This is a genomic window from Paenibacillus sp. KS1 (assembly GCF_001680695.1).
Classification (GTDB): domain Bacteria; phylum Bacillota; class Bacilli; order Paenibacillales; family Paenibacillaceae; genus Paenibacillus_B; species Paenibacillus_B suaedae.
In genome coordinates, this window is record NZ_MAIS01000105.1 from 1 (window position 1) to 20189 (window position 20189).

Annotated in this window: 13 protein-coding genes; 9 read left to right on the forward strand and 4 right to left on the reverse strand. The window is 47.1% G+C overall.

Annotation, left to right across the window (positions count from 1 at the left end):
- Nucleotides 1-567: helix-turn-helix domain-containing protein (locus BBG47_RS24410; protein ID WP_139070754.1), on the reverse strand; the 567-nt coding region annotated here is incomplete at its 3' end.
- A gap of 385 nt (nt 568-952) precedes the next feature.
- Between BBG47_RS24410 and BBG47_RS30890 the strand changes: the two genes are divergently transcribed.
- Both BBG47_RS30890 and BBG47_RS24420 read left to right on the forward strand, forming a co-directional pair.
- Complete coding sequence (locus tag BBG47_RS30890; protein ID WP_254659912.1) at nt 953-2452, forward strand: LVIVD repeat-containing protein; 1500 nt, start codon at nt 953-955, stop codon at nt 2450-2452.
- A 180-nt stretch (nt 2453-2632) separates the two neighbouring features.
- Nucleotides 2633-3571, forward strand: coding sequence for an AraC family transcriptional regulator (locus BBG47_RS24420; RefSeq protein ID WP_065293893.1), 939 nt, complete (start codon nt 2633-2635; stop codon nt 3569-3571).
- A 60-nt stretch (nt 3572-3631) separates the two neighbouring features.
- Here the strand turns inward: BBG47_RS24420 and BBG47_RS24425 are convergent, their stop codons facing one another.
- Complete coding sequence (locus BBG47_RS24425) at nt 3632-4114, reverse strand: hypothetical protein (protein ID WP_065293894.1); 483 nt, start codon at nt 4112-4114, stop codon at nt 3632-3634.
- A gap of 298 nt (nt 4115-4412) precedes the next feature.
- On the opposite strand from BBG47_RS24425, the gene BBG47_RS24430 reads away from it, so the two are divergent.
- From BBG47_RS24430 to bcaP, 4 genes are all read left to right on the forward strand, one after another.
- Nucleotides 4413-5291: an aminoglycoside phosphotransferase family protein gene (locus BBG47_RS24430; RefSeq protein WP_065293895.1), complete on the forward strand. Its 879-nt coding sequence runs from the start codon at nt 4413-4415 to the stop codon at nt 5289-5291.
- Between the two features lie 98 nt (nt 5292-5389).
- Nucleotides 5390-5965 carry a GNAT family N-acetyltransferase gene (locus tag BBG47_RS24435; RefSeq protein ID WP_065293896.1) on the forward strand — a complete coding sequence of 192 codons (576 nt, stop codon included), beginning with the start codon at nt 5390-5392 and terminating at the stop codon, nt 5963-5965.
- A 294-nt stretch (nt 5966-6259) separates the two neighbouring features.
- Entirely contained in the window at nt 6260-10984 is a 4725-nt protein-coding gene (locus BBG47_RS24440) for an S-layer homology domain-containing protein (protein ID WP_065293897.1), read from the forward strand.
- A 479-nt stretch (nt 10985-11463) separates the two neighbouring features.
- On the forward strand, nt 11464-12849 hold the full coding sequence (gene bcaP, locus BBG47_RS24450) for a branched-chain amino acid transporter BcaP (protein WP_065293899.1): 1386 nt from the start codon (nt 11464-11466) through the stop codon (nt 12847-12849).
- Nucleotides 12850-13062: 213 nt separating this feature from the next.
- Here the strand turns inward: bcaP and BBG47_RS24455 are convergent, their stop codons facing one another.
- A complete protein-coding gene (locus BBG47_RS24455) occupies nt 13063-14457 on the reverse strand; it encodes a tryptophanase (RefSeq protein ID WP_065293900.1) in 1395 nt (464 codons plus the stop codon).
- Between the two features lie 156 nt (nt 14458-14613).
- Nucleotides 14614-15894: a hypothetical protein gene (locus BBG47_RS24460; RefSeq protein ID WP_065293901.1), complete on the reverse strand. Its 1281-nt coding sequence runs from the start codon at nt 15892-15894 to the stop codon at nt 14614-14616.
- A 243-nt stretch (nt 15895-16137) separates the two neighbouring features.
- Here BBG47_RS24460 and BBG47_RS24465 point away from each other — a divergent pair, with 243 nt between their 5' ends.
- The 3 genes from BBG47_RS24465 to BBG47_RS24475 all read left to right on the forward strand — a co-directional run bounded on the left by BBG47_RS24465 (nt 16138) and on the right by BBG47_RS24475 (nt 20107).
- Nucleotides 16138-17787: a glycoside hydrolase family 19 protein gene (locus tag BBG47_RS24465; protein WP_065293902.1), complete on the forward strand. Its 1650-nt coding sequence runs from the start codon at nt 16138-16140 to the stop codon at nt 17785-17787.
- Nucleotides 17788-18077: 290 nt separating this feature from the next.
- Nucleotides 18078-19460 (forward strand): S41 family peptidase, encoded by a 1383-nt coding sequence (locus BBG47_RS24470; protein WP_065293903.1) that lies wholly within the window; start codon nt 18078-18080, stop codon nt 19458-19460.
- A 185-nt stretch (nt 19461-19645) separates the two neighbouring features.
- The gene (locus tag BBG47_RS24475; protein WP_254659913.1) at nt 19646-20107 is read left to right on the forward strand and encodes a GNAT family N-acetyltransferase; all 462 of its coding nucleotides are present in this window, start codon (nt 19646-19648) and stop codon (nt 20105-20107) included.
- Nucleotides 20108-20189: the final 82 nt, after the last annotated feature.

Sequence of the window (20189 nt, forward strand, 5' to 3'; positions counted from 1 at the left end):
TTCAATCAGCTGGCATAAGGCTTCGTTGCCTGCTCCACTCGTATCCAAGTCTCTCAAGATGAGGAATCTTCTGAAGTAGGAGATGGCTATTTTCTCGCTGCGGCTGTATCCATTGCGGATGATGATGTCGTAGAACGGGAGTGAGTAGTTGCGTTTCGGTGACTGGAAGATGCGTTCGGCGATTTTGAAGGCGGTGTCGATCAGTTTGGAACGATTGGTTTCTTCATAGAGGAGTTGTACTAGCTGCTTGACCAGGTCATACTTTTCTACTTCAATACAGTGGAGAATAAAATCGCTTGTCTTATCAGGCCGCAATCGGCCCAGTTCGTTGCAGCATTCCCCTATGAATTCTTCATAGAAGGTGTCTATTGGTAATCCGAATGCGTGATTGATCGCGTGGAGCTGAGGCAGCATAAGTGATTGCTTGTTGTTGAAAATGTAACTAATGGTTGAACTGTCGATGCCGGATGCCTCTGCTAACTCTTTCTGCTTCCACCCCCTTATGCTCAATTCATCTTGTAACCTGTGGCGGAGTTCCATCGGAGCTACATGAAGATTGCTTGTCATGTCGAATCCTCCTTATTTAGTAATTCAGCATAACAATTCGAAATCCTTCCTGAATTGACAATTTATTTAAGTTTCTGTTGGTTTTTAGTATAAATGAAGATGAAGTAAATGGCAAATTGACATCTGGTTGAATTTCTATACTATTTTTGTCGAAAAATGGAGAGTCCTACTTCGATCAGTTTGGCACGCAATAATTATCTATTGATGGCATATGCACAAGCAGCTTCACCTATAGGTTCATAGGATAGGAGGACAAATTACAGATGAAGCATTTAACGGGGAATCCATGCTGTAAGCAGTACTAAGTCTAAGGGGAGTAGCGCTTGCAACCTAGCGTCCCTTACACTCTCTTGTACCTCCTATCTTCTCACAAAAAGGTGATGACATGTCCATAGAAGCGTTTCAAAGGCTGGTCAGCAATGCGACTTCTGTCTTTGTGGGTACGAACATGGATCAAGCTGCGCTGAATGCGGCCAACGGTACAGGCACGAATGCTGACCAAGTAGCCCGCACCCTTGCTCCTGTAGCGTGGCCACTATTGAAGAAGTACGATAATGATAACAGCCTGCAAGCGTATTCTCCATTCGGAGGCGTTCCCAATCCGGAATACGTATGGAAGCTGCCGGTATCTGATGGCCAGACGTCGGCTTTTGCAGCAGCCTCCGCACCATTTCTAATTCCTGCAGGCGAAAGTGTCTCGTTCAGCTTGTTTCTCAATGTTTTTGCCGACAATGCGATGGAGGCGAGAATGGAGCTTTTTGAGGATACGGGCGGTGCTGGGATGGGGCCCTTTGCGAAGTCTGCTGTGCAGCCTGCGGGGTTAGATGACTTCTTCTTGATCGCGGGAGATCCCAATATGCCAGCACTCGGACTACTGGAGATGCAGCCGTATAACTGGCAGGATATCCGCGTCTATTCTACTCGCTGCCTCGTTTCTGGTTCGCCAACTACCGCTCGAACATTCAAAATCGTAGTTTCCTTTCAGGTGACGAATTATCTCGTCATGAATCCACCGAATCCAGCCGGCTTGCAATTTGCTGTCGATATGTACGCTGACGGACCTGATTATCTGTATGTATCGAATGTAGGCGATGCCTCGGTAGAAATCTATAATATTGCAAATCCCGCGTCTCCTGTGCATATTGGGCAATTTAATGGAGGCAACTTGAACAATCCAAGAGGCATGGCGATAACCGGAACCACGCTCTATGTTGCGAATGCAGGCAGCTTCACGGTATCTATGTATAATGCAGCTAATCCGACAGCTCCTCTGTATATTAGTGAATTTAATGGAGCCAACTTAAGCTCTCCTCACGGCTTGGCGATAACGGGCACTACACTGTATATAGCCAATCGGGGGGATGGTACAATTGAAATCTATGATATTTCAAATCCTACGAATCCTGCGCATGTAACCGAGTTTGGCTCAGGAGATTTGCACCGTCCTGAAGGCCTCGCAATAACGGGCACTACGCTGTATATAGCCAATCAAAATGATGGTACGGTCGAAATATATGATATTGCGAATCCGGCAGCTCCGGTACGCGTAACTGAGTTTGGTTCAGGGGACTTAAGCGAGCCTGTAGGTCTGGCGATTACGGGAACCACGCTGTATGTCGCCAATCAGGGCAACAGCACGATTGAAATTTATAATATTACGAACCCAATCGCTCCGGTGCGTATAACTGAATTTGGTTCAGGCGAGGTAAGCGAACCTGCTGGAATGGCGATAACCGGGATCACGTTGTATGTAGCCAATCAGAACAATAGCACGGTGGAAATCTACAATATTTCTACTCCGACAGCCCCTTTACACGCGGGCCAATTTAATGGAGGAAATCTAAATCAACCTTACGGGTTGGTGATAAATTCGTTTGTAGGCTAAAGAGTCCGGATGAGATACAATCAACATACAAACCAATGTTTTCCGTGACCGGTATGAACCTTTGTGTGTCAGCCACTTGATTTGACGGAGAAGTCGAGCCGTCAATGACGGCGGCTTTTTGTTCCCTTTCAAGAAGAATCGAAATCCTATTAGAATCTAGCAGATAGAGGGATTTTTCCAATGAACAACGACTATCAATCCAGAATCGATAAGATCATCTTCTATATTAAAGAAAACAGCCATCAGAAGCTCACTCTTGATGAGCTTGCCAGCCGTGCTAACTTTTCCAAATATCATTTTACGAGAGTCTTTGCGGCGCATGTCGGCATGACGCCTATGGCATTTGTGAATCAAGAGCGCTTGCAGAAGGCAATTCACTTGTTGGAGCAAACGGATCACACCATACTGGACATTTCAAGTCTGTGCGGTTTCGAGTCCATATCCACCTTCAATGCTGTATTCAAGAAGCACCATGGAAGTACACCGAGCGCGGTTAGGAGCAAGCTGCGAGATACCATTCAGCATACAAATCGGGAAGATCGCAATTTGTCAGCAAATCATAGCAATAAGCAAGAAGAGTTATCTTTCTCTCCAGACTACAATAGAAGTCGCAGACATCCATTGCTGCAGAGAGCGTGGGAGAACATGATTGTGATCAAGGAGCTTCCGGATGTAGAAGTGGCGTATGTGTGGCATGTCTGGAGTTATTTGGATACCCGCAGTGCATGGGACAAGTTAAGCAACTGGGTACGAGAGCAGGGGCTTGCCACAAGAGAACTGTCATTCATTGGCGTTTCGTTAGACGATGGAAATGAAGTCGAGGAGTATGCCTGCCGCTACGATGCTTGTGTCACGCTGCCGCCGGGATTCACCAAGCAGGAACACAAGGACATCTCATATGGAACCCTGCCCGGTGGTAGGTTTGCTGTCTATTCGTATTACGATACCGTCCCGAATTTCGTTCTCGCATACGAGACGATGTTCAAGATGTGGCTGCCAAGCAGCGGATATGAGGCTGATGATCGACCATGTCTTGAACTGTGCCTGAACGATCCCAAGCAGGATAAGGAGGGCAAGTGCAGAGTGGATTTACATATTCCAATTCGTCAAAGAGCATGAGCTGTGGGGATGATGTCCTCAAGCATTATCCTGTGCTAAATAAAAATCAACTCATTTTGATTAAGAATTTTTTAAACTTACGTTAGTGTCCTCGACCCTACCATCAAATATAGCAAACCACATTGTTTTTGAGCTTGGTAAATTGACTAGAGTAACCTTTTTGGACAGATTGCTCTTTTGAAGAACTAAGTTAACATTCTTGTTCGATGAATTCGGAAGAATGCCGTAGTAGATAGAGTATGGCTTTTCAGCAATCTTTCCCGCAGTAAAATGCCAGTTATCCGTTGTATCAAGAAATCCTCCATTCCCTCGAAACTTGATGTGTCCTTCAGTACCTGAGTACAACACCACTCCAATGTCATTGTGAGGATCACGTTCAAAAAAAGATATGAAACCACCTTCAACTTCTATTGTTGTAACTATGGCACTGGCATTCAGTTTTAATTCGGTTTGAATCATAGAATTAACATTAGTATAGGTCTTATTTCCACAGGCGGTAATGATTGTCGAGATGATAAGTAAGATAATGATTTTTCTCATCATTAATCAGCTCCTAAGGTAAACAGGCTGCAATAATTTATGCAGCTTGCAGTTCTTTGAAAAACTTTATCTTGAGGTGTAATAGATAAATTCAACAATAATCACTAAACCCATCACTTATAATAGATAATATTTACTGTATTTACAGGCTATATGATTAATTGTGTGTTGTAAATCTATATTCTATGACTTGAGGGGCTGGCTTTGGAAGAATCGCAATTTGTCGTTGGAACATAGCAAGAAGTAAGAAACGTTATTCCCTGTTCCCGTTTACAATAGAAAGTGTGGAAGGAGCGGTATTATGGAACACAAGCTATATGAGCACGATATTGCAGCAATAGAGTGGCAGGACAAGCATGATCATCTGGATCACATCTTGCAGCAAGCGGGTACGATTACGATAACTACCTTGATGCAAGGTATGGAAGCAGAAACCGTTAAGGTGGTAACCGATACGGACAGCTATGTGCTGAAAATATGGAGCAGAGATTCCAAACCGGATATTCGTCTGCAATACCAAGCGCTCAATCTGCTGTATGCGCAGGGGGTATCCGTGTCTGAGCCCATCGGTTGGGGGATAAATGCGAACGGTGACAGTGTGCTGCTGACTACCTTCGATGGCGAGCCGCTGCGTGATGGCAATGTTCAGACTATGAAGGAGATTGCGAATCTTTTAGACCGCATACACCGCATTTCTCCAGAAGAATTCCATACGCAGTTACAACTGCCGCGGCATGATTTCAGCGAATATTTCTTCCCAGGTATGCAGGCGCATTCGGATCTGCATCCTCTCCTAGAGCAATTGGCCGAGCTGGCAGCACCGAAGCATGAGCGAATCATCCACGGGGATTATCATCTTGGCAATCTCGTTGAGAAGGCGGGACAATTAACGGTCATCGACTGGACCAATGTGCAATTGGGAGATGCCAGATATGATTTCGCTTGGTCGCTCACGCTGCAGCAGATCTATATACCGGAGCACTTTGCCGAAGTGTTTCGTAATACGTATTTAGCTATAAATGATATCCCGCAAGAGGAGCTTGATGTGTTCCAAGCGCTGGCATGTCTCAGATGGATACTTCTGTATCGCAATGGGGGCATTCCAATGGGGCCAGATACCCTAGACAGGGTGCAGCAGTTGCTGACAAGCAATCCACATCTACACGGGATTACATGCTAAAAAGCTTAAAAGGTGGAACAAGACGGTCAAGGTCAAGGCAGTGATGTTACGATCATACGACGAATACGACTAAGCTGAAAATATGGAGCGGTGATACGTTGAACCTAGACGCAGTGTTTGGGCAATTTCCGATATTGAAGTCAGATACACTTACGTTGAAGAAAGTCGAAGAGCATCATCTGGATGAGATTTATGACATTTACAGCAACGATACCGTTTTTGAATATTGCGGTATTATCCCGAAGCATAACAAGGCGACCGTCAAGAACATGATCGGACATTTTGAGAGAGACTTCAATAAGAGGTCGCGCATCAAATGGGGGATATTCATCAATGAGGACAGCAAGAGATTGGTAGGCATCATGGAAGCGTTCGACTTTAATCAGAAGGTGAATATGGTGACGATCGGGTACTTTTTGGCGGAATCGCAGTGGGGGCAAGGCATTGCTGCGGAAGCGACGCGAATTGTTGTGAAGTTCTTGTTCGAGGGTGTGGATGTAAACCGAATTCAAGCCGAAGTCATGCCTGCAAATGAACGCTCGAAGCGGGTGCTGCTGAAGAATGGCTTCATCAAGGAAGGGACGCTGCGGCAAGCATCGCTCTGGTCGGGCAAAGGAATCGTGGACTTAGAGATATATGGACTATTACAGAGAGAGTATAAGATCGAGGTTTAGTGAGCAGTCCTCACTTTGTGTTGTAATTTCCTGATAAAAAGGTTCGAGGGGCTGCGGCTTCTCGGACTTTTTGTATTATTACGAGCCAATTTGGACAATCTGCTTTCTCTAATAAATAAGTACGATTCTCATAAAAAAATGATGGAAACTACTAGATTTAGAGAGCATAGGCTATAGTACAATCGGAATTGTAAGCGGTTACCATATCTGCAGCAGATAAGACGACTACATAAGCAAAGGAGGACAAACGTAACGCGTAACGATGAACAACAAGCTTTTGTTGGGAGGAATGAGATGAAGCGGTCAAGTAAGAATGCAGTGGTCTTCATGCTAGTCGTGCTAGCAACTTGGATGCTGACACCCTATTATGCAATGGCTTACGACGATGCTAGCAATGCTGTCATGCTCGATGTTGTACAGGAGGGGAATTCGATCCAACAAGACACTCCTTCGGTTGTTGATGCCACTTATGGTGGAGAGCAGCTCAAATCTGCATCCATGCCTACTGTCATTGATGTTACTTACTATGGAGCGAAGCCGAATTCACATGAGGATGCGGCAGTTCCCGTCCAGCGGGCGATTGCTGCTGCGGCGGCTGTGGATGGCCCTGTAGTTTTACATTTCCCGGAAGGCAGATATGATTTTTATGCGGAAGATGCGGAGAAGCGGCCCTATTACATTTCCAATACAGCTTCCGAGAGCGAGAATCCAGATGTAACGAAGACGATTGGCTTGCTGCTTAAGGATATGAAGAACGTAACGGTTGAAGGCAATGGGTCGTTGTTCATGCTGCATGGGAAAATGACGACCTTTGTCATCGATCAAAGCGAGGACATCGAGATTCGCAATGTGCGCGTTGATTATGAACGGCCGACGATGTCGGAAGTGAAGGTGCTGGAGATCGGCAGTAACTATATGGATGTTGAGGTCAATCAGGATTCCTTATATGAGATTCGCGGCGGTCAAGTCTATTGGGTGAGCGAATCGAATAAGGCTGGAGCACGTTATTGGGAGTTCAAGGACGGTATCGCCCAAGAGTATGATCCGGACCAAAATATTACGTGGAGGACAGGCAATCCCGTATCCAGCGCGACAAGCGTGCAGGAGTTGAAGGCCAATACACTGAGGCTGCATTATAATCAGGCTCCGAATACCGCGGTAGGGCATGTATTTCAAATTCGAGACGGGGTTCGCAGTCAGGTAGGCTCCTTCATTCATAAGAGCAAAAATGTCACGTGGAAGCATGTTACGATGCACTATACGCATGGACTAGGTATCATTGGACAGTTCAGCGAGAACCTGACATTCGAGGACATGACGTTCGCGCCGCGCGCGGAAACGGGACGTACCGCTACCGGATTTGCTGACTTCATTCAGGCATCAGGCGTGAAGGGCAAGCTCAAGATAATGAACAGTACCTTCCGTGGTGCCCATGATGATGTCATTAATGTCCATGGGACTCATCTTGAAGTGGTGCGCAAGCCGGCACCGAATCAGATCGTCGTCCGCTTCATGCATCATCAGACGTACGGATTCGAGGCGTTCTTCCCTGGTGATGCGATCGAGTTCATCGATAACAGAACCCTTACGTCCGTAGGCAGCGGCAAGGTCGCTCAGGCAGACCGGATCAACGACCGTGAAATTACCCTCACCCTAGAGGACGAAGTACCCTCAAGTATTGGAACAGGAGTCGTTATCGAGAATGCCACCTGGGCGCCAGAGGTCGAAATTAAAGGAAATCACTTCTCGCGCATTCCGACGCGAGGAATTCTTCTATCCACGCGCGGCAAATCCATCATTGAAGACAATGTGTTTGAGCGCATGCAGATGAGCGGAATCCTCATCGCTAGCGATGCGCAAACCTGGTACGAATCCGGGATGGTTCAAGATGTAACGATTCGCAATAATACGTTCATCGAGAACGGGAATCCGGTGATTCAGATTCATCCGGAGAATACGAAGTATGCAGGGCCTGTTCATCGCAATATCAACATTGAAGGCAATACGTTTCAGATGCTGGACAATACCGTACTGTTCGCTAAGAGCACGGACGGCATTCGTTTCTCCGACAACAAGATTACGAGAACGCACCCCAACATGAACCCCAATGAGCAAGTCGCATTCCACCTCTTAGAGAGCAATCATATTTCAATAGAAGGCAATCAATTCGAAGGCGAAGGTGTAAATCGAACCGTTCTTCTGGACAGGACGCCTGCGGATGAGGTCACAATCTCCCCAGAGCAGCAGTTGCATGTGAATGACAAGGGAGTGCTGAAGAGTATTTCGATTGCAGCGGGCAACGACCAGACGACAGTGAAGGCGACAGCTTCAAGCGAGGCGACGCAGTACAATGGTGATGCCAAATACGCGATCGACGGCAATCCATCGACGTTCTGGCACAGCCAATGGGTTCCGTACGCACCACTTCCGCAATCGATTACGCTTGAGCTCAGCATGAAATCAGTCGTTAGCGGTTTAAGCTATCTTCCGAGACAGGAAGGGTATAACGGGAACATCACTGCTTATAAAATATATGCAAGTACAGATGGAGCCCAGTTTACCGAAATCGCGAGCGGCAGCTGGTCCTCCGATTCTTCGGAGAAATCAGCAGCATTCCCTCCTGTGACAGCTTCGTTCATCAAGCTGGAGGCTACTGAAGGCGTCGGCGGCTTCGCATCGGCAGCGGAGGTTCACTTAGAGAGCCGAGTGGAGCGGGATTATACAGTTGGGCAGAGCTTTCAATTAGGGGTAAAAGGCACGACGGTTGGCGGATACGCTGCAGATCTGACGAAGGCGGTCATTACCTACTCAAGCGACAACCGGGCCATTGCCCGAATCGATAACAACGGTGTCGTGACGGGCTTGCAAGCCGGAACGGCTAATCTTACAGCGACCGTAAATTTACGTGGAAAGGTGGTGGAACAGACGATTCCCGTGACGTTCAAGCCGCAGCAGGGAACTCCTGTGGAGCGAATTATCGTGACCGGTCACAATGGCATGCAAGAGATTACGGCTCCATTCGGTACGCTGCTCATGCAGGCGAAGCTTGAACCGCCGCATGCTGATAAGCAAGCGGTTGAATGGAGGGCGTACAATCCAGGCACGACACAAGCCTCGCACGTCGCCACGATTGACAGCAATGGCCTGTTAACAGCGAAAGCTAACGGGATTGTTGAGGTTCGTGCTGAAGCAACCGATGGATCAGGTGTGTATGGCAAAGCGCTCATTGCAGTAAGCGGCCAACTGACACTCAATTCCGCATGGACATGGATCAGGGAAAATAAAGAGGCTTGGGCGCTTGATGCCGAGCACAATAACATGAAGATCAAGACAGAGAAAGGGAATCTGTGGAGGGACGCCAATTCGAACAAGAATATACTTCTTTATGCGCCATCTACCAAAGATGTTACGTTGATCACGCAGATGACCTTCAAGCCGACGAAGGCGTATGCCGAGGGAGGACTGCTGATCTACGGCGATGATGATAACTACTTCTATGTGGCCAGAAAGAACCATCCGGGCTATGGAGGAGCCATATTCTCCGTCATTTCTGAGTCGAATGGAGCTCCCCAAGAGCAGGTAACGGCAGATCAGATTCAGAGCGATACGGTATATCTAAAAGTAACAAAGGAAGGCAATCGGTATGCAGGCTACTATAGCACGGATCTTACGACATGGACGCAAATAGGGGGGGCATATGAAAATGCAACGATTGCGAATCTCCATGTCGGATTGTTCGCCAATAATGCAGGCGGAAGCCCAGGTGAGTATGGGAATACTGCTGAATTCCAAGACTTCCGACTGAACGATAACATCGTACCGTTCACAGGCTATGCCGTTGATCCGACTTCGTTGAACGATACGATCACGCTAGCGAACAAGATCTATCATGCAGCGAAGGCTGGAACTGAACCGGGGCAATATCCGCAGAAGGTGATTGATGGGCTGCTGGCTGCTATCGAAGCAGCTGCTAAGGTTGCTCATGATGCAGGAGCGACGCAACAAGAAGTGAACAGAGAGGCCGTAACCTTGATGGAGGCTCTTGATACATTTCATAGCGGCGTCATTCTGGGGGAGATTACAGCAATTCGCATGAACGACCAACTCCTTACGGACTTTGCGCCAGACAAGATATCCTATCATATCGAATTGCCTGTAGGGACGGTTGAAGCGCCTAATGTCAGCGCGGAGACCAATGATCCACGCTTGCGGGTAAGCGTCATCCAAGCCTTGGAGCTGCCGGGGACGGCTGTGATTCGAGTCATGAATGAGGATTTCAAATTACTGCGCAGCTACTCGCTCCATTTCAAGACGGCGACGGTTCCCGTACCGGGTTCCCCATCCGGAGGATCGTCTGGAGGTTCTTCTTCCAGTGGATCTAACGGAGCGTCTACTGGCAGCAGCGGAGCAAATAACGGTTCAGGCAATCAAACGGGCACAGGTGAAGGGTCTGCCAGTGGTTCGACCGGGACAAAGAAAATCGCCCTCAAGGATATTTCCGGGCACTGGGCCCAAGCTGCGATTGAGCAGGCTGTAGCACAGGGGATCGTTACCGGATATGTAGACAGTACCTTCCGTCCGAATGAGCGGGTCACGCGGGCCGAATTCGCGGCAATGCTTAGTCGGGCCTTGAAGTTGGATGGGATTGGTTCGAAGACACTGGATTTCACCGATCTCGACAAGATTCCAGTCTGGGCTCGGCCATACGTGGCCAGCGCTGTCACTGCGGGCATTATTACGGGATATTCGGATCATACCTTCCGTGCAAGCCATCCGATCAGCCGTACGGAGATGATCGTGATGATCATTCGTGCATTAGGATTGAAGGCAGATTCGCAAGCCCAGCTTCCATTCGCTGATGCGGAGCAGATACCTCTGTGGGCCAGGGAGCATGTATCCGCAGCATATGCGGCAGGTTTTATTCGCGGTCAGCAGGGCAACAAGCTGGCTCCGAATAACCCGGCAACGAGAGCGGAAGCGGTAACTTTACTTGTTAAGGCTATATCAAGTAAACACTAGCTGTTGATCGCGTATTGCATGCAAGCCGGATCTCTTTTAATAGTAGTGTTAATAGATGAAGAAGCAGCCTTTTAATCTTAGAAGGCTGCTCTTTTTTTTGATATACGCGAATCAACGACGCTACATCTCCCATTGCTAGCATTTTTAGCATATCTATTAGGCACCTTTTCAGAAAAAATTGTTCTGGATCATATGCATAAAAATTGGTAATATTGGATAATGATAAATAAGTTTGTTCTGCTTTGGTATACATGAATGCTTGATTTCTTCTCCTACAGTACAAACCTCTCCGTCGATTCTCAGGGAAAGGAAGAATGGTTATCTTAGCAATAATTACCTATATCTCAAGATTCGATAGACATGTTAAAATCGTTCTTAACCTAAACAAATATAGCATAAAAATTGGTATGGGATGTAAATGTTTTCAATAATTACTGATTGTGTTTGCTTTTGCGTACCAGAGCATAGGGGGAATAATATTGAATAAGCTTTTCCGAAAGAAGTCATTGAGCCTCATGCTTGCGCAGAGCGAGAAAAAAGAATTGGCACGGGCGATGTCTTTGCTCGATTTGATTTTTCTTGGCGTAGGCTGCGTGATCGGGACAGGGATTTTCGTCGTTACGGGCGTCGTGGCGGCAGAATCTTCGGGACCGGCGATCATGCTGTCATTTGTTATCGCGGGTATTGCCTGCGCGCTTGCTGCATTTTGCTATGCGGAGTTCTCCTCAGCAGTGCCCGTCTCGGGAAGCGTATATACATTTACGTATGCAACATTGGGAGAATTGCTGGCTTTCCTTATCGGCTGGGATCTCATGCTCGAATATGTAATCGCGGTTTCCGCAGTCGCTACGGGATGGTCCGCGTACTTTCAATCTCTGCTTGCGGGCTTTAACCTGCCGATTCCAGACATTATAGCCTCTGCTCCTAGTATGGGGAAAGGTGGCCTTATTGATTTGCCGGCGGTTCTCATCATTTTGGCAATCACAGCGCTCGTCAGTAAAGGAGTCAAGGAAAGCATTAAGTTCAACACGGTCATGGTGTTCGTGAAATTAGCTATTATCTTGCTGTTTATCGCAGTCGGAATATGGTATGTAAAGCCTGATAACTGGACGCCGTTCATGCCTTTTGGATTTAGTGGTGTGATGACGGGGGCGGCTACCGTGTTTTTCGCCTATATTGGGTTCGATATCATCGCTACGGCATCGGAAGAAGTGGAAAACCCCAAAAGAGCATTGCCAATCGGGATCATCGTATCTCTGCTCATTTGTACGATTTTATATATTACGGTATCCGGGGTATTAACCGGGATGATTCCATATACCATGCTCAATGTCGGTGCGCCGGTTGCATTAGCATTGGAATCCGTAGGGCAGAACTCGATAGCGGGGATCATATCAATCGGAGCGGTATTTGGCATTACGACCGTAATCCTTGCCATGATTTATGCACAAGTCCGCTTGTCGTTCGCTATGAGCCGTGATGGCTTGTTGCCGAAAATGTTCTCGCAAGTGAATGCCAAGACCAAAACTCCAATCGGCAACACATGGTTAACAGGGTTCGTTGCGGCAGGCATTGCAGGTTTTGTTGATCTAACCACGCTTGCGCATTTGGTGAATATGGGGACATTGGCTGCGTTTACATTAATCTCGGTCGCTATCATTGTCTTGCGCAAGAAGTTTCCTGAATTGAAGGCTTCATTCCGTGTTCCGTTCGTACCCGTGCTCCCTATCATTAGTGCGCTGCTTTGCCTATACCTTGCATCCAGCTTGCCTTATATGACGTGGATTTCATTTATGATATGGATCAGCATTGGCACGATTATATACTTTATGTATTCGCGTAAGCATAGTAATCTGAATCAGTAAATCATATGTTATGTCGCAAAAGAAGCAGCTTTCTATCCAGAAAGCTGCTTCTTCATTATGCCAATTTTCGTATAGCAGCTGCTGCTCCCTCTGGGCGAGAAGGTCGGCCTTTCACCCTCCTTCCTCACCAGCGTACATGCTGTAGGGAAGATGTCCATTTGACATATGTTGCATTTCGATGTCACCGTCCCTATTCAGGATGGATGGCATATGTCAGTGGGACAGGGCTTCTGTCTTGACGGGTCGAAGGCGCGCAGTGAAATGCCGCAATATCGGCGGTTCGTAGGTGAATTCTAATCCTGTTAGTGTTCCTGCCCGATCCTTGATTGCAATCAAGGCATCCGCAATAACATCCATATGGTTATTCGTATAGACACGGCGCGGAATCGTCAAGCGCAGCAATTCAAGCTTGCTCTCCAATTGCTCGCCAGTCGCAGCGTCACGACCCAGCAGAAAGGAACCGATCTCAACCCCCCGTATCCCTGCTTCAAGATATAGCTCATTCGCCAGCACCTGGGCCGGGAATTGGGCCGCGGAAATATGCGGCAGCATCTTCTTCGCGTCTACGAAGACAGCATGGCCGCCCGTTGGCGTCTGGAACGGGATTCCGCCTTCCTCGAGGCGTCTGCCGAGATATTCGATCTGGCCGATGCGATAAGCTAGATACTGCTCGTCGATGCCTTCGCGCAGCCCGCGGGCAAGAGCTTCCATATCGCGGCCGGTCAAGCCGCCGTAGGTCGGAAAGCCCTCCATCGGCACTGTCATCGAACGCGCTTGCGTAAATAAGGTTTCATCCTCTTTAAAGGCTAGCAAGCCGCCAATATTGACAAGCCCATCCTTCTTCGCGCTCATCGTGAATCCTTCGCCATAAGAGAACATTTCACGGACGATATCAATAATTTCTTTATCTTCATAGCCTTGCTCGCGTTGCTTGATAAAGTACGCATTCTCGGCATAGCGCGCGGCATCAAAGAAAACGCGAATCCCGTTCTGCTTCGCAATGGCGGATACCTCACGGATATTTTCCATGGATACGGGCTGGCCGCCGGCACTGTTGTTCGTCACGGTAATAAGAATAAATGCGATATTTTCTGCTCCTTTTTCAGCGAGCGCATGGCGCAGCTTATCCACATCAAAGTTTCCTTTGAACGGGTAAGGCGTCGTCGTATCATAGGCTTGTTCGGTAACAAGATCAACCGCAATCCCGCCAGCCAGATCGACATGCGCACGCGTTGTATCGAAATGCCAATTGCTCAGGACATACTGTCCTTTTTGAATAAGCAGCGGAAACAGCACCTTCTCGGCGCCCCGCCCCTGATGCATGGGAATTACATGCTGATAGCCTGTAATCTGTTGCACCGCGTCGCACAGATGATAATAGTTGCGGCTGCCTGCGTACGATTCGTCGCCCAGCATCAGGCCTGCCCATTGGTTGTCGCTCATCGCGGTCGTACCGCTATCGGTCAACAGATCGATATACACTTCGTCCCCGCGCAGCAGGAATGGATTATATCCCGCCCGTTCAAGCGCCTTTTCCCGTTCTTCCCGTGAGATCATGTTCAACGGCTCCACCATTTTGATTTTGAAAGGCTCTGCGAATCGCGCCATTCCAACACCCCCGTCATTGAAAGTTTTCATTCAAAGTACAGTTTGGAAGTCCTCTCACGTATATCCAATATTTTGAAATCAATTTCATTATACTGGTAAAGTATAATGCTTTCAATCTGAGGATCCCCGGCACGATTCGGGCAGAGTGTTCGCTGTTTATATGTTGTTCAACTCCATAATCTCGCCATTTGCAGCATTCACCGCATAAGCACAGTCTAATTTTCCGCATAATATATACTTCTTCTGTTCAGGATGATACACGTAGACCGGCGTAAGCTCGATGAATCCCTTTTTCTTCAGCTTCACATAGGCTTCATCCTGACTAATGACAACCTCATCTGCTGTTTGAAAATCATCGAACATTTCGATAAATGGCAGGTTGTCCATTGCATTTACAGTCACAAAGCGCTGTGCATCAATGAAGAGAACCAGCTTGCGCTGGAATACGCGCTTGCTCGGCGTTTGCTCCCGCAATATCGCTTCTATATATCCCCGATGACGATGCAAGGTTTTTAACACCCATTGGCCGGAGTCGTTCGGGTAAAGTTGGCTCATTCCCTCAACAACCGCTGTGACCGCCTTCTCTTGCTCTGCGTCGGTAATCGGGAAGGAGTCGGGATGCGGCGCACTCGCTATTGCTTGTTCGGCGGTGACCGTCTCCCGCCACTCAATGTCCACCTTTTCCAAAGGCTGCGTGCTAGCCTGTTCCCATTTGATGACCTTATCGATATTCAGCCGCGAACCCGCATGGATAATGAATTCGAATGGAATGACGGAAGCTCCGTCGTTCGTCACATAAATCTCCTCGATCCCATAGAGCGGAAGAAGGCGTTGTTCCTCGTACACCGGATATTCGAGCAGCTTCAGTTGCTCCTTAGCTAGCGGCTCGACTTGTACTTGTTCAAGGGAGAGAGAAAACGCTTCTTTTTGAATCAATGACTTGGAAGCATAGAATCCATACTTGGAATACTGTACGAGCTTGCCGGCTTCATCAAAGTGGATCTCGATATGTCCGCCAGGAGATACAGGGGTAGCGTCTACGCATTCATGGAAGATATATTGGCCATTCTGGTGGTGAGAGAGCTGAAACTGCTTGCCATAGACGAGTTCGGTATCTCTCTCGATCCACCCAATGATCTCTTCTACGTTGATGTTCGGAAAAGAGGGGCTGTTCGCATAAGATTTCCCCTGTACAAAAATGACACTCGTATATTGACCAGCAGTCAGGTCATACGAAATAACGGCTGTTCCTTCGGGATTTGTATCTTCATCAACAGACTCCTTCACATCGGGCGGATACCACTCCATGCTGAGATAGTAGGTCGTCTCATTGAATGGATTCACTTCCCGGTACAATTCTTGCGTGTGCAAGCGGTAATTCTCTAATCCGAACTTATGCTGTGAGGCCTGGATGATTTCTTGTATATCGATGGACATTCTTTTTAACTCCTCTACATGGTGTTGCTGTTATTGTCTTCGTTGTTGCTGCTATCATACCATTTTTCGAGATAAAAGCAGGTGAATGCAGCATAACCGAAAGTGAGAAAGTTATAGCGCTAATAAGATAGTATCAGAAGCAAGATTCGACAAAGGAATGGTTCGCTGTACCTATTGAGCGAAGTAGACGCAATTTCCTATACTAGAGTCGTTACCAATATCAAATTGAATAGGAGGCGTGTAATGAATCGCAACTTTCCGTTCTCGCATAAGCTTTTGCTCAGAAGTTTAAGCGCTGTTCTTGGTGCGACAATTCTCACAGCAGCGCCATTAGGATCATCCTCTACAGCTTATGCCGCAAGCAGCACGAATTCGTCTCAGGTACAAGCTTGGCAGACCAACAAGGCTTACTCCGCAGGCGATATTGTTTCCCATCAAGGCAAGATTTATGAAGCGAAGTGGTGGTCCTACAATAGCAGACCTGATGCAAAAGTAACGAATGAATGGGACACCTCATGGAAGTTATTGAAGGACAACAACGAAGATACTACACCTCCTACCGCTCCAACGAATCTCGTATCGACCGAGCAATCCTCCACCTTTATTACACTCACTTGGACAGCTTCAACCGACAATGTAGGCATCTCCCATTATGATGTTTTCCGAAATGGAGCCAAAGTAGGCAGCACCATCGCCAAGAAATTCTCAGACTATGAATTGGAAGCGGATACAGGATATCAATACGTCATTCGAGCGGTGGATACATCGGGCAACTATACGGACAGTTCAGCGATAAGCGCAGCTACGAAGGGCGGTGGTGGTCCAGTCACTGACATTGGTGTAGGAGAGAGCCGTGTGCTGACCGATGACCAGATTAGTCAGTTGTGGAATGGCATTAATCCTGCCTTCCTGCCGGATGCGGCTGCAGCGGAGGTGCAAGCAGCCATTCCGCAGGAGGAATATGAATCCACGTTCCCACTGCGCTACGGTACACCGGAATGGGATGCAAAAGCGAAGGGCAACTACTATTATAAGCCGAACCAGTCCGACTATTATTCCTATGACAATCTCGTAGCAGCAGTACGCGAGATTGCGAATATTAAGTATAAGGAAGTCGTCCGCGAGGGCTATCCGAACGTGAAGCAAATTTACCGCCTGGACAAGCAGGCGAAGACCGAAACCTTGCTCTTCCAAGCGCCAGACTTCAATGATGCCAGTCATTCTAATTTGCCGAAGCTGACGCGGATCGTGGATTTCGGAAGTTTCCTGGGTGAGGGGAGCAGTAATGACCGCAAGCGCGAGCTTGCTGGGTTCCTAGCGAACATCGCTCATGAGACAGGCGGCGGCTGGTCTACGGCACCAGGCGGCGAGCTGCGCTGGGCACTGTTCTTCAATGAAGAGCTGGGCTTCGTCAATACAGACAAAATCGGCTACGTAGATGAGGACAACCTGTTCTGGAAGCCGGTACCGGGCAAGTCCTATCATGGGCGCGGTCCGATTCAGCTTAGCTGGAATTATAACTATGGCTTGATTAGCTCCATCGTATATCGCGATCCTGGTGTACTGTTGAACGATCCAGACAAGATTACGGCAGACGGGAAGCTAGGCTTTATTACGGGGCTGCTCTTCTGGTTGACCCCGCAGGATCCGAAGCCTTCCAACCATGACATCATAACAGGACAATGGATGCCTACGGCAGAACAGTTGGCGAAGGGGCTTGTGCCGGGATTCGGAGCTACCATTATGGTCATCAACGGCGGTCAAGAAGCGAATTTGCCGGAGACGGCTGATCCAGTGCGCCGCCGAGTCGCGCACTATCGTGATCTGACGACACGCATGGGCGCTAACATTGATGGCGAGAAGCTGGATACAGCGGGCATGCAGCCATTTTAATTTGGAAATAGCGAGCCACAATTTAAGAAGCTGTCTGACGGGTGGAGATTTCCACTTGTTGGGCAGCTTTTTGTATGTTTTGTAGGTAATGAAATCCATGTGATGTAGAGATGACTTATAGCACAGGGGTATTACTAATTTATTCAAATGAAAACGTTCGATTGTATGATATATTGTTGTTTGTATCTTCCTTATATAACCAAACTATTGAGGAGTGTCGAAATGATGGGGAAACGGACTGCATATAATAAATAGGTATATAGGAACTTAGGGAAGAGGGTCGATAACATATGAAAATGCGATTAGTAGGGTTTCTATTATTTATCGCCATTATCGGGATTGTTATTGTTGCGGCACTAACGTGGAATGATAGCGTTACGGAAAAGGCGATTAGCAAGAAAGAAAAGCAGCTTAACGAACCTGCGGTTCTAACGAAGGAGCAGCAAAAAGCGATCAAAGACATCGAGTTTTTGTATAACAAAATTGCAGATACCCATCCTGCCACCGTAAATGGAATACCAAAGGAACTGAAGATCCAATATGAACAAGTATTGAAGGAAATTAAAGAAAAGAAAGATCAGATATATCGCAAAGATATTTATTTCTGGGGACAATCCATTATCGCTCAACTGCATGATGCCAATTCAGGTTTTGCAATAACTCCAAGCTTTCGAAAGCGAAACATTCCAATTCTGTATAAATGGTATGAGAATGGAGTGTATATATATCATAGTAATGAGGAAGATTTGAAGGTTGGAGATGCAATCGTTGCCATTGGCGATAGAACAGTTGAAGAGTTGGCTCAAGAACTTATCAAATATATCCCTAGTGATAATGAGATGTTTTTGCTCGCTTCGTTGGAAGTCTCAACCTTATTGGCTGAAGAGGTATATTTAGAGAAGTTAGGTTTGATTGAAAATAAAGATTATGTTGTCTATACCATCATGAGAGATGGGAAAAAGCTGCGACAGCCGGTTAAGTTGCAGGTGAAGCCTATTTCAACGGGATATCCTTCGAATTATTCCCAAAATATAGATAAGGACAAAAACATAGCTCTATTAAAAATGAATGTGCTGAAACCAGATGATGTGTATGATGCTGAATTAAAAAAGTTCTTCTCTTCTGTTAAGCACAATCAAATCGACAATGTCGTGCTAGACCTCCGTGATAATAATTCCGGTGGGAATATGAATGCACTCGTGAAACTGCTCCAATATGTGAATGTGCAGCACTATCAATCCTTTGCGGTAACGCGTAATTCAACAGAGGGGAACAGTGGAGAGAAGAAAGAAGAAATGGCAGAAACAATACGTTCAATACAGAACGATCATGTTCATAAAGAGCTTGTATTTGAAGGGAAACTGTATGTACTTACCTCCAAAAATACATATGGCGGAGCATCATTAATGGCGGCGATATTGCAAGATAATAAGATTGGGCAGGTGATTGGCGAAACGCCTGGAAGAAATGCGAATGCATACATTGCTTCCGTAAAATTCGATCTGCCAAACAGTAAATTTTCCATGTATTTGTCAACTAGACAACTCGAAAGACCGGATGCTTCCAAAGGAGCAGCGCTTGTCCCTGATTATGTGGTGCCGTCAACCTACAACAAAACAAAACATGTGGATGAGCAGCTCGCCTATGTCGAACAACTCGTGAACAAAAAATAAATAATGCGTACACCTGTCCCCAGCGCTTCCATGCGTCTGGGGATTTTCATTGCAATGGACAAGAAAAGTGGAGTCTGAACATAAGTGAATAGGTGATTCGAAGCTTCCGCCCATGGATCTTGTCAGGTACAATGAATGCAGCAGTACTTCACAACAATTACCATTCATAAAAGGGGAGACAAGGGATGGTGTATATACGCCAAGCCGCAGTGCAGGATGTTCGTATACTTAGTGAGCTTGCTTTTGCATCCAAGGCGTACTGGGGTTATGATGAAGCATTTATGGAAGCTTGCCGGGAGGACTTGACGATTACCGAGGCGCATCTTACAGCCGCTCAATTATTTGTCGTCGAGGAGAATCGGCAGATTCAAGGATTCATTGCAGTCGAACAGGATCCTTCTCAGCGGGACAGGGGGTTAGTAACCTATTTGTTCATTCATCCGAAGGCCATCGGTCGCGGATATGGACAAGCGTTATGGAACCGCATGGTCGATGCTGCTAGGGATTTGGGAATACGCGCGGTGCTCGTACATAGCGATCCGCATGCGGAGCCTTTTTACGTACGAATGGGGGCTAGACGAATTGGGGAAATCGCTTCGACGGTATTCCCTGACAGGCATCTGCCTGTACTAGAAACCATAATCTAAGAGATTCCATTTAGATGGATGCGGAATAACGGGCGACAAATCATGTGCACCACAACAGTTGTATATAGAAGTAAAGACCAGT

Bases quoted from the DNA above. Each gene is read 5' to 3' on its own strand.
- BBG47_RS24420 (WP_065293893.1), top strand. From the start codon at position 2,633: ATGAACAACGACTATCAATCCAGAATCGATAAGATCATCTTCTATATT.
- BBG47_RS24425 (WP_065293894.1), bottom strand. From the start codon at position 4,114: ATGATGAGAAAAATCATTATCTTACTTATCATCTCGACAATCATTACC.
- BBG47_RS24470 (WP_065293903.1), top strand. From the start codon at position 18,078: ATGAAAATGCGATTAGTAGGGTTTCTATTATTTATCGCCATTATCGGG.
- BBG47_RS24475 (WP_254659913.1), top strand. From the start codon at position 19,646: ATGGTGTATATACGCCAAGCCGCAGTGCAGGATGTTCGTATACTTAGT.
- BBG47_RS24460 (WP_065293901.1), bottom strand. From the start codon at position 15,894: ATGTCCATCGATATACAAGAAATCATCCAGGCCTCACAGCATAAGTTC.
- BBG47_RS30890 (WP_254659912.1), top strand. From the start codon at position 953: ATGTCCATAGAAGCGTTTCAAAGGCTGGTCAGCAATGCGACTTCTGTC.
- BBG47_RS24430 (WP_065293895.1), top strand. From the start codon at position 4,413: ATGGAACACAAGCTATATGAGCACGATATTGCAGCAATAGAGTGGCAG.
- BBG47_RS24440 (WP_065293897.1), top strand. From the start codon at position 6,260: ATGAAGCGGTCAAGTAAGAATGCAGTGGTCTTCATGCTAGTCGTGCTA.
- BBG47_RS24455 (WP_065293900.1), bottom strand. From the start codon at position 14,457: ATGGCGCGATTCGCAGAGCCTTTCAAAATCAAAATGGTGGAGCCGTTG.
- BBG47_RS24465 (WP_065293902.1), top strand. From the start codon at position 16,138: ATGAATCGCAACTTTCCGTTCTCGCATAAGCTTTTGCTCAGAAGTTTA.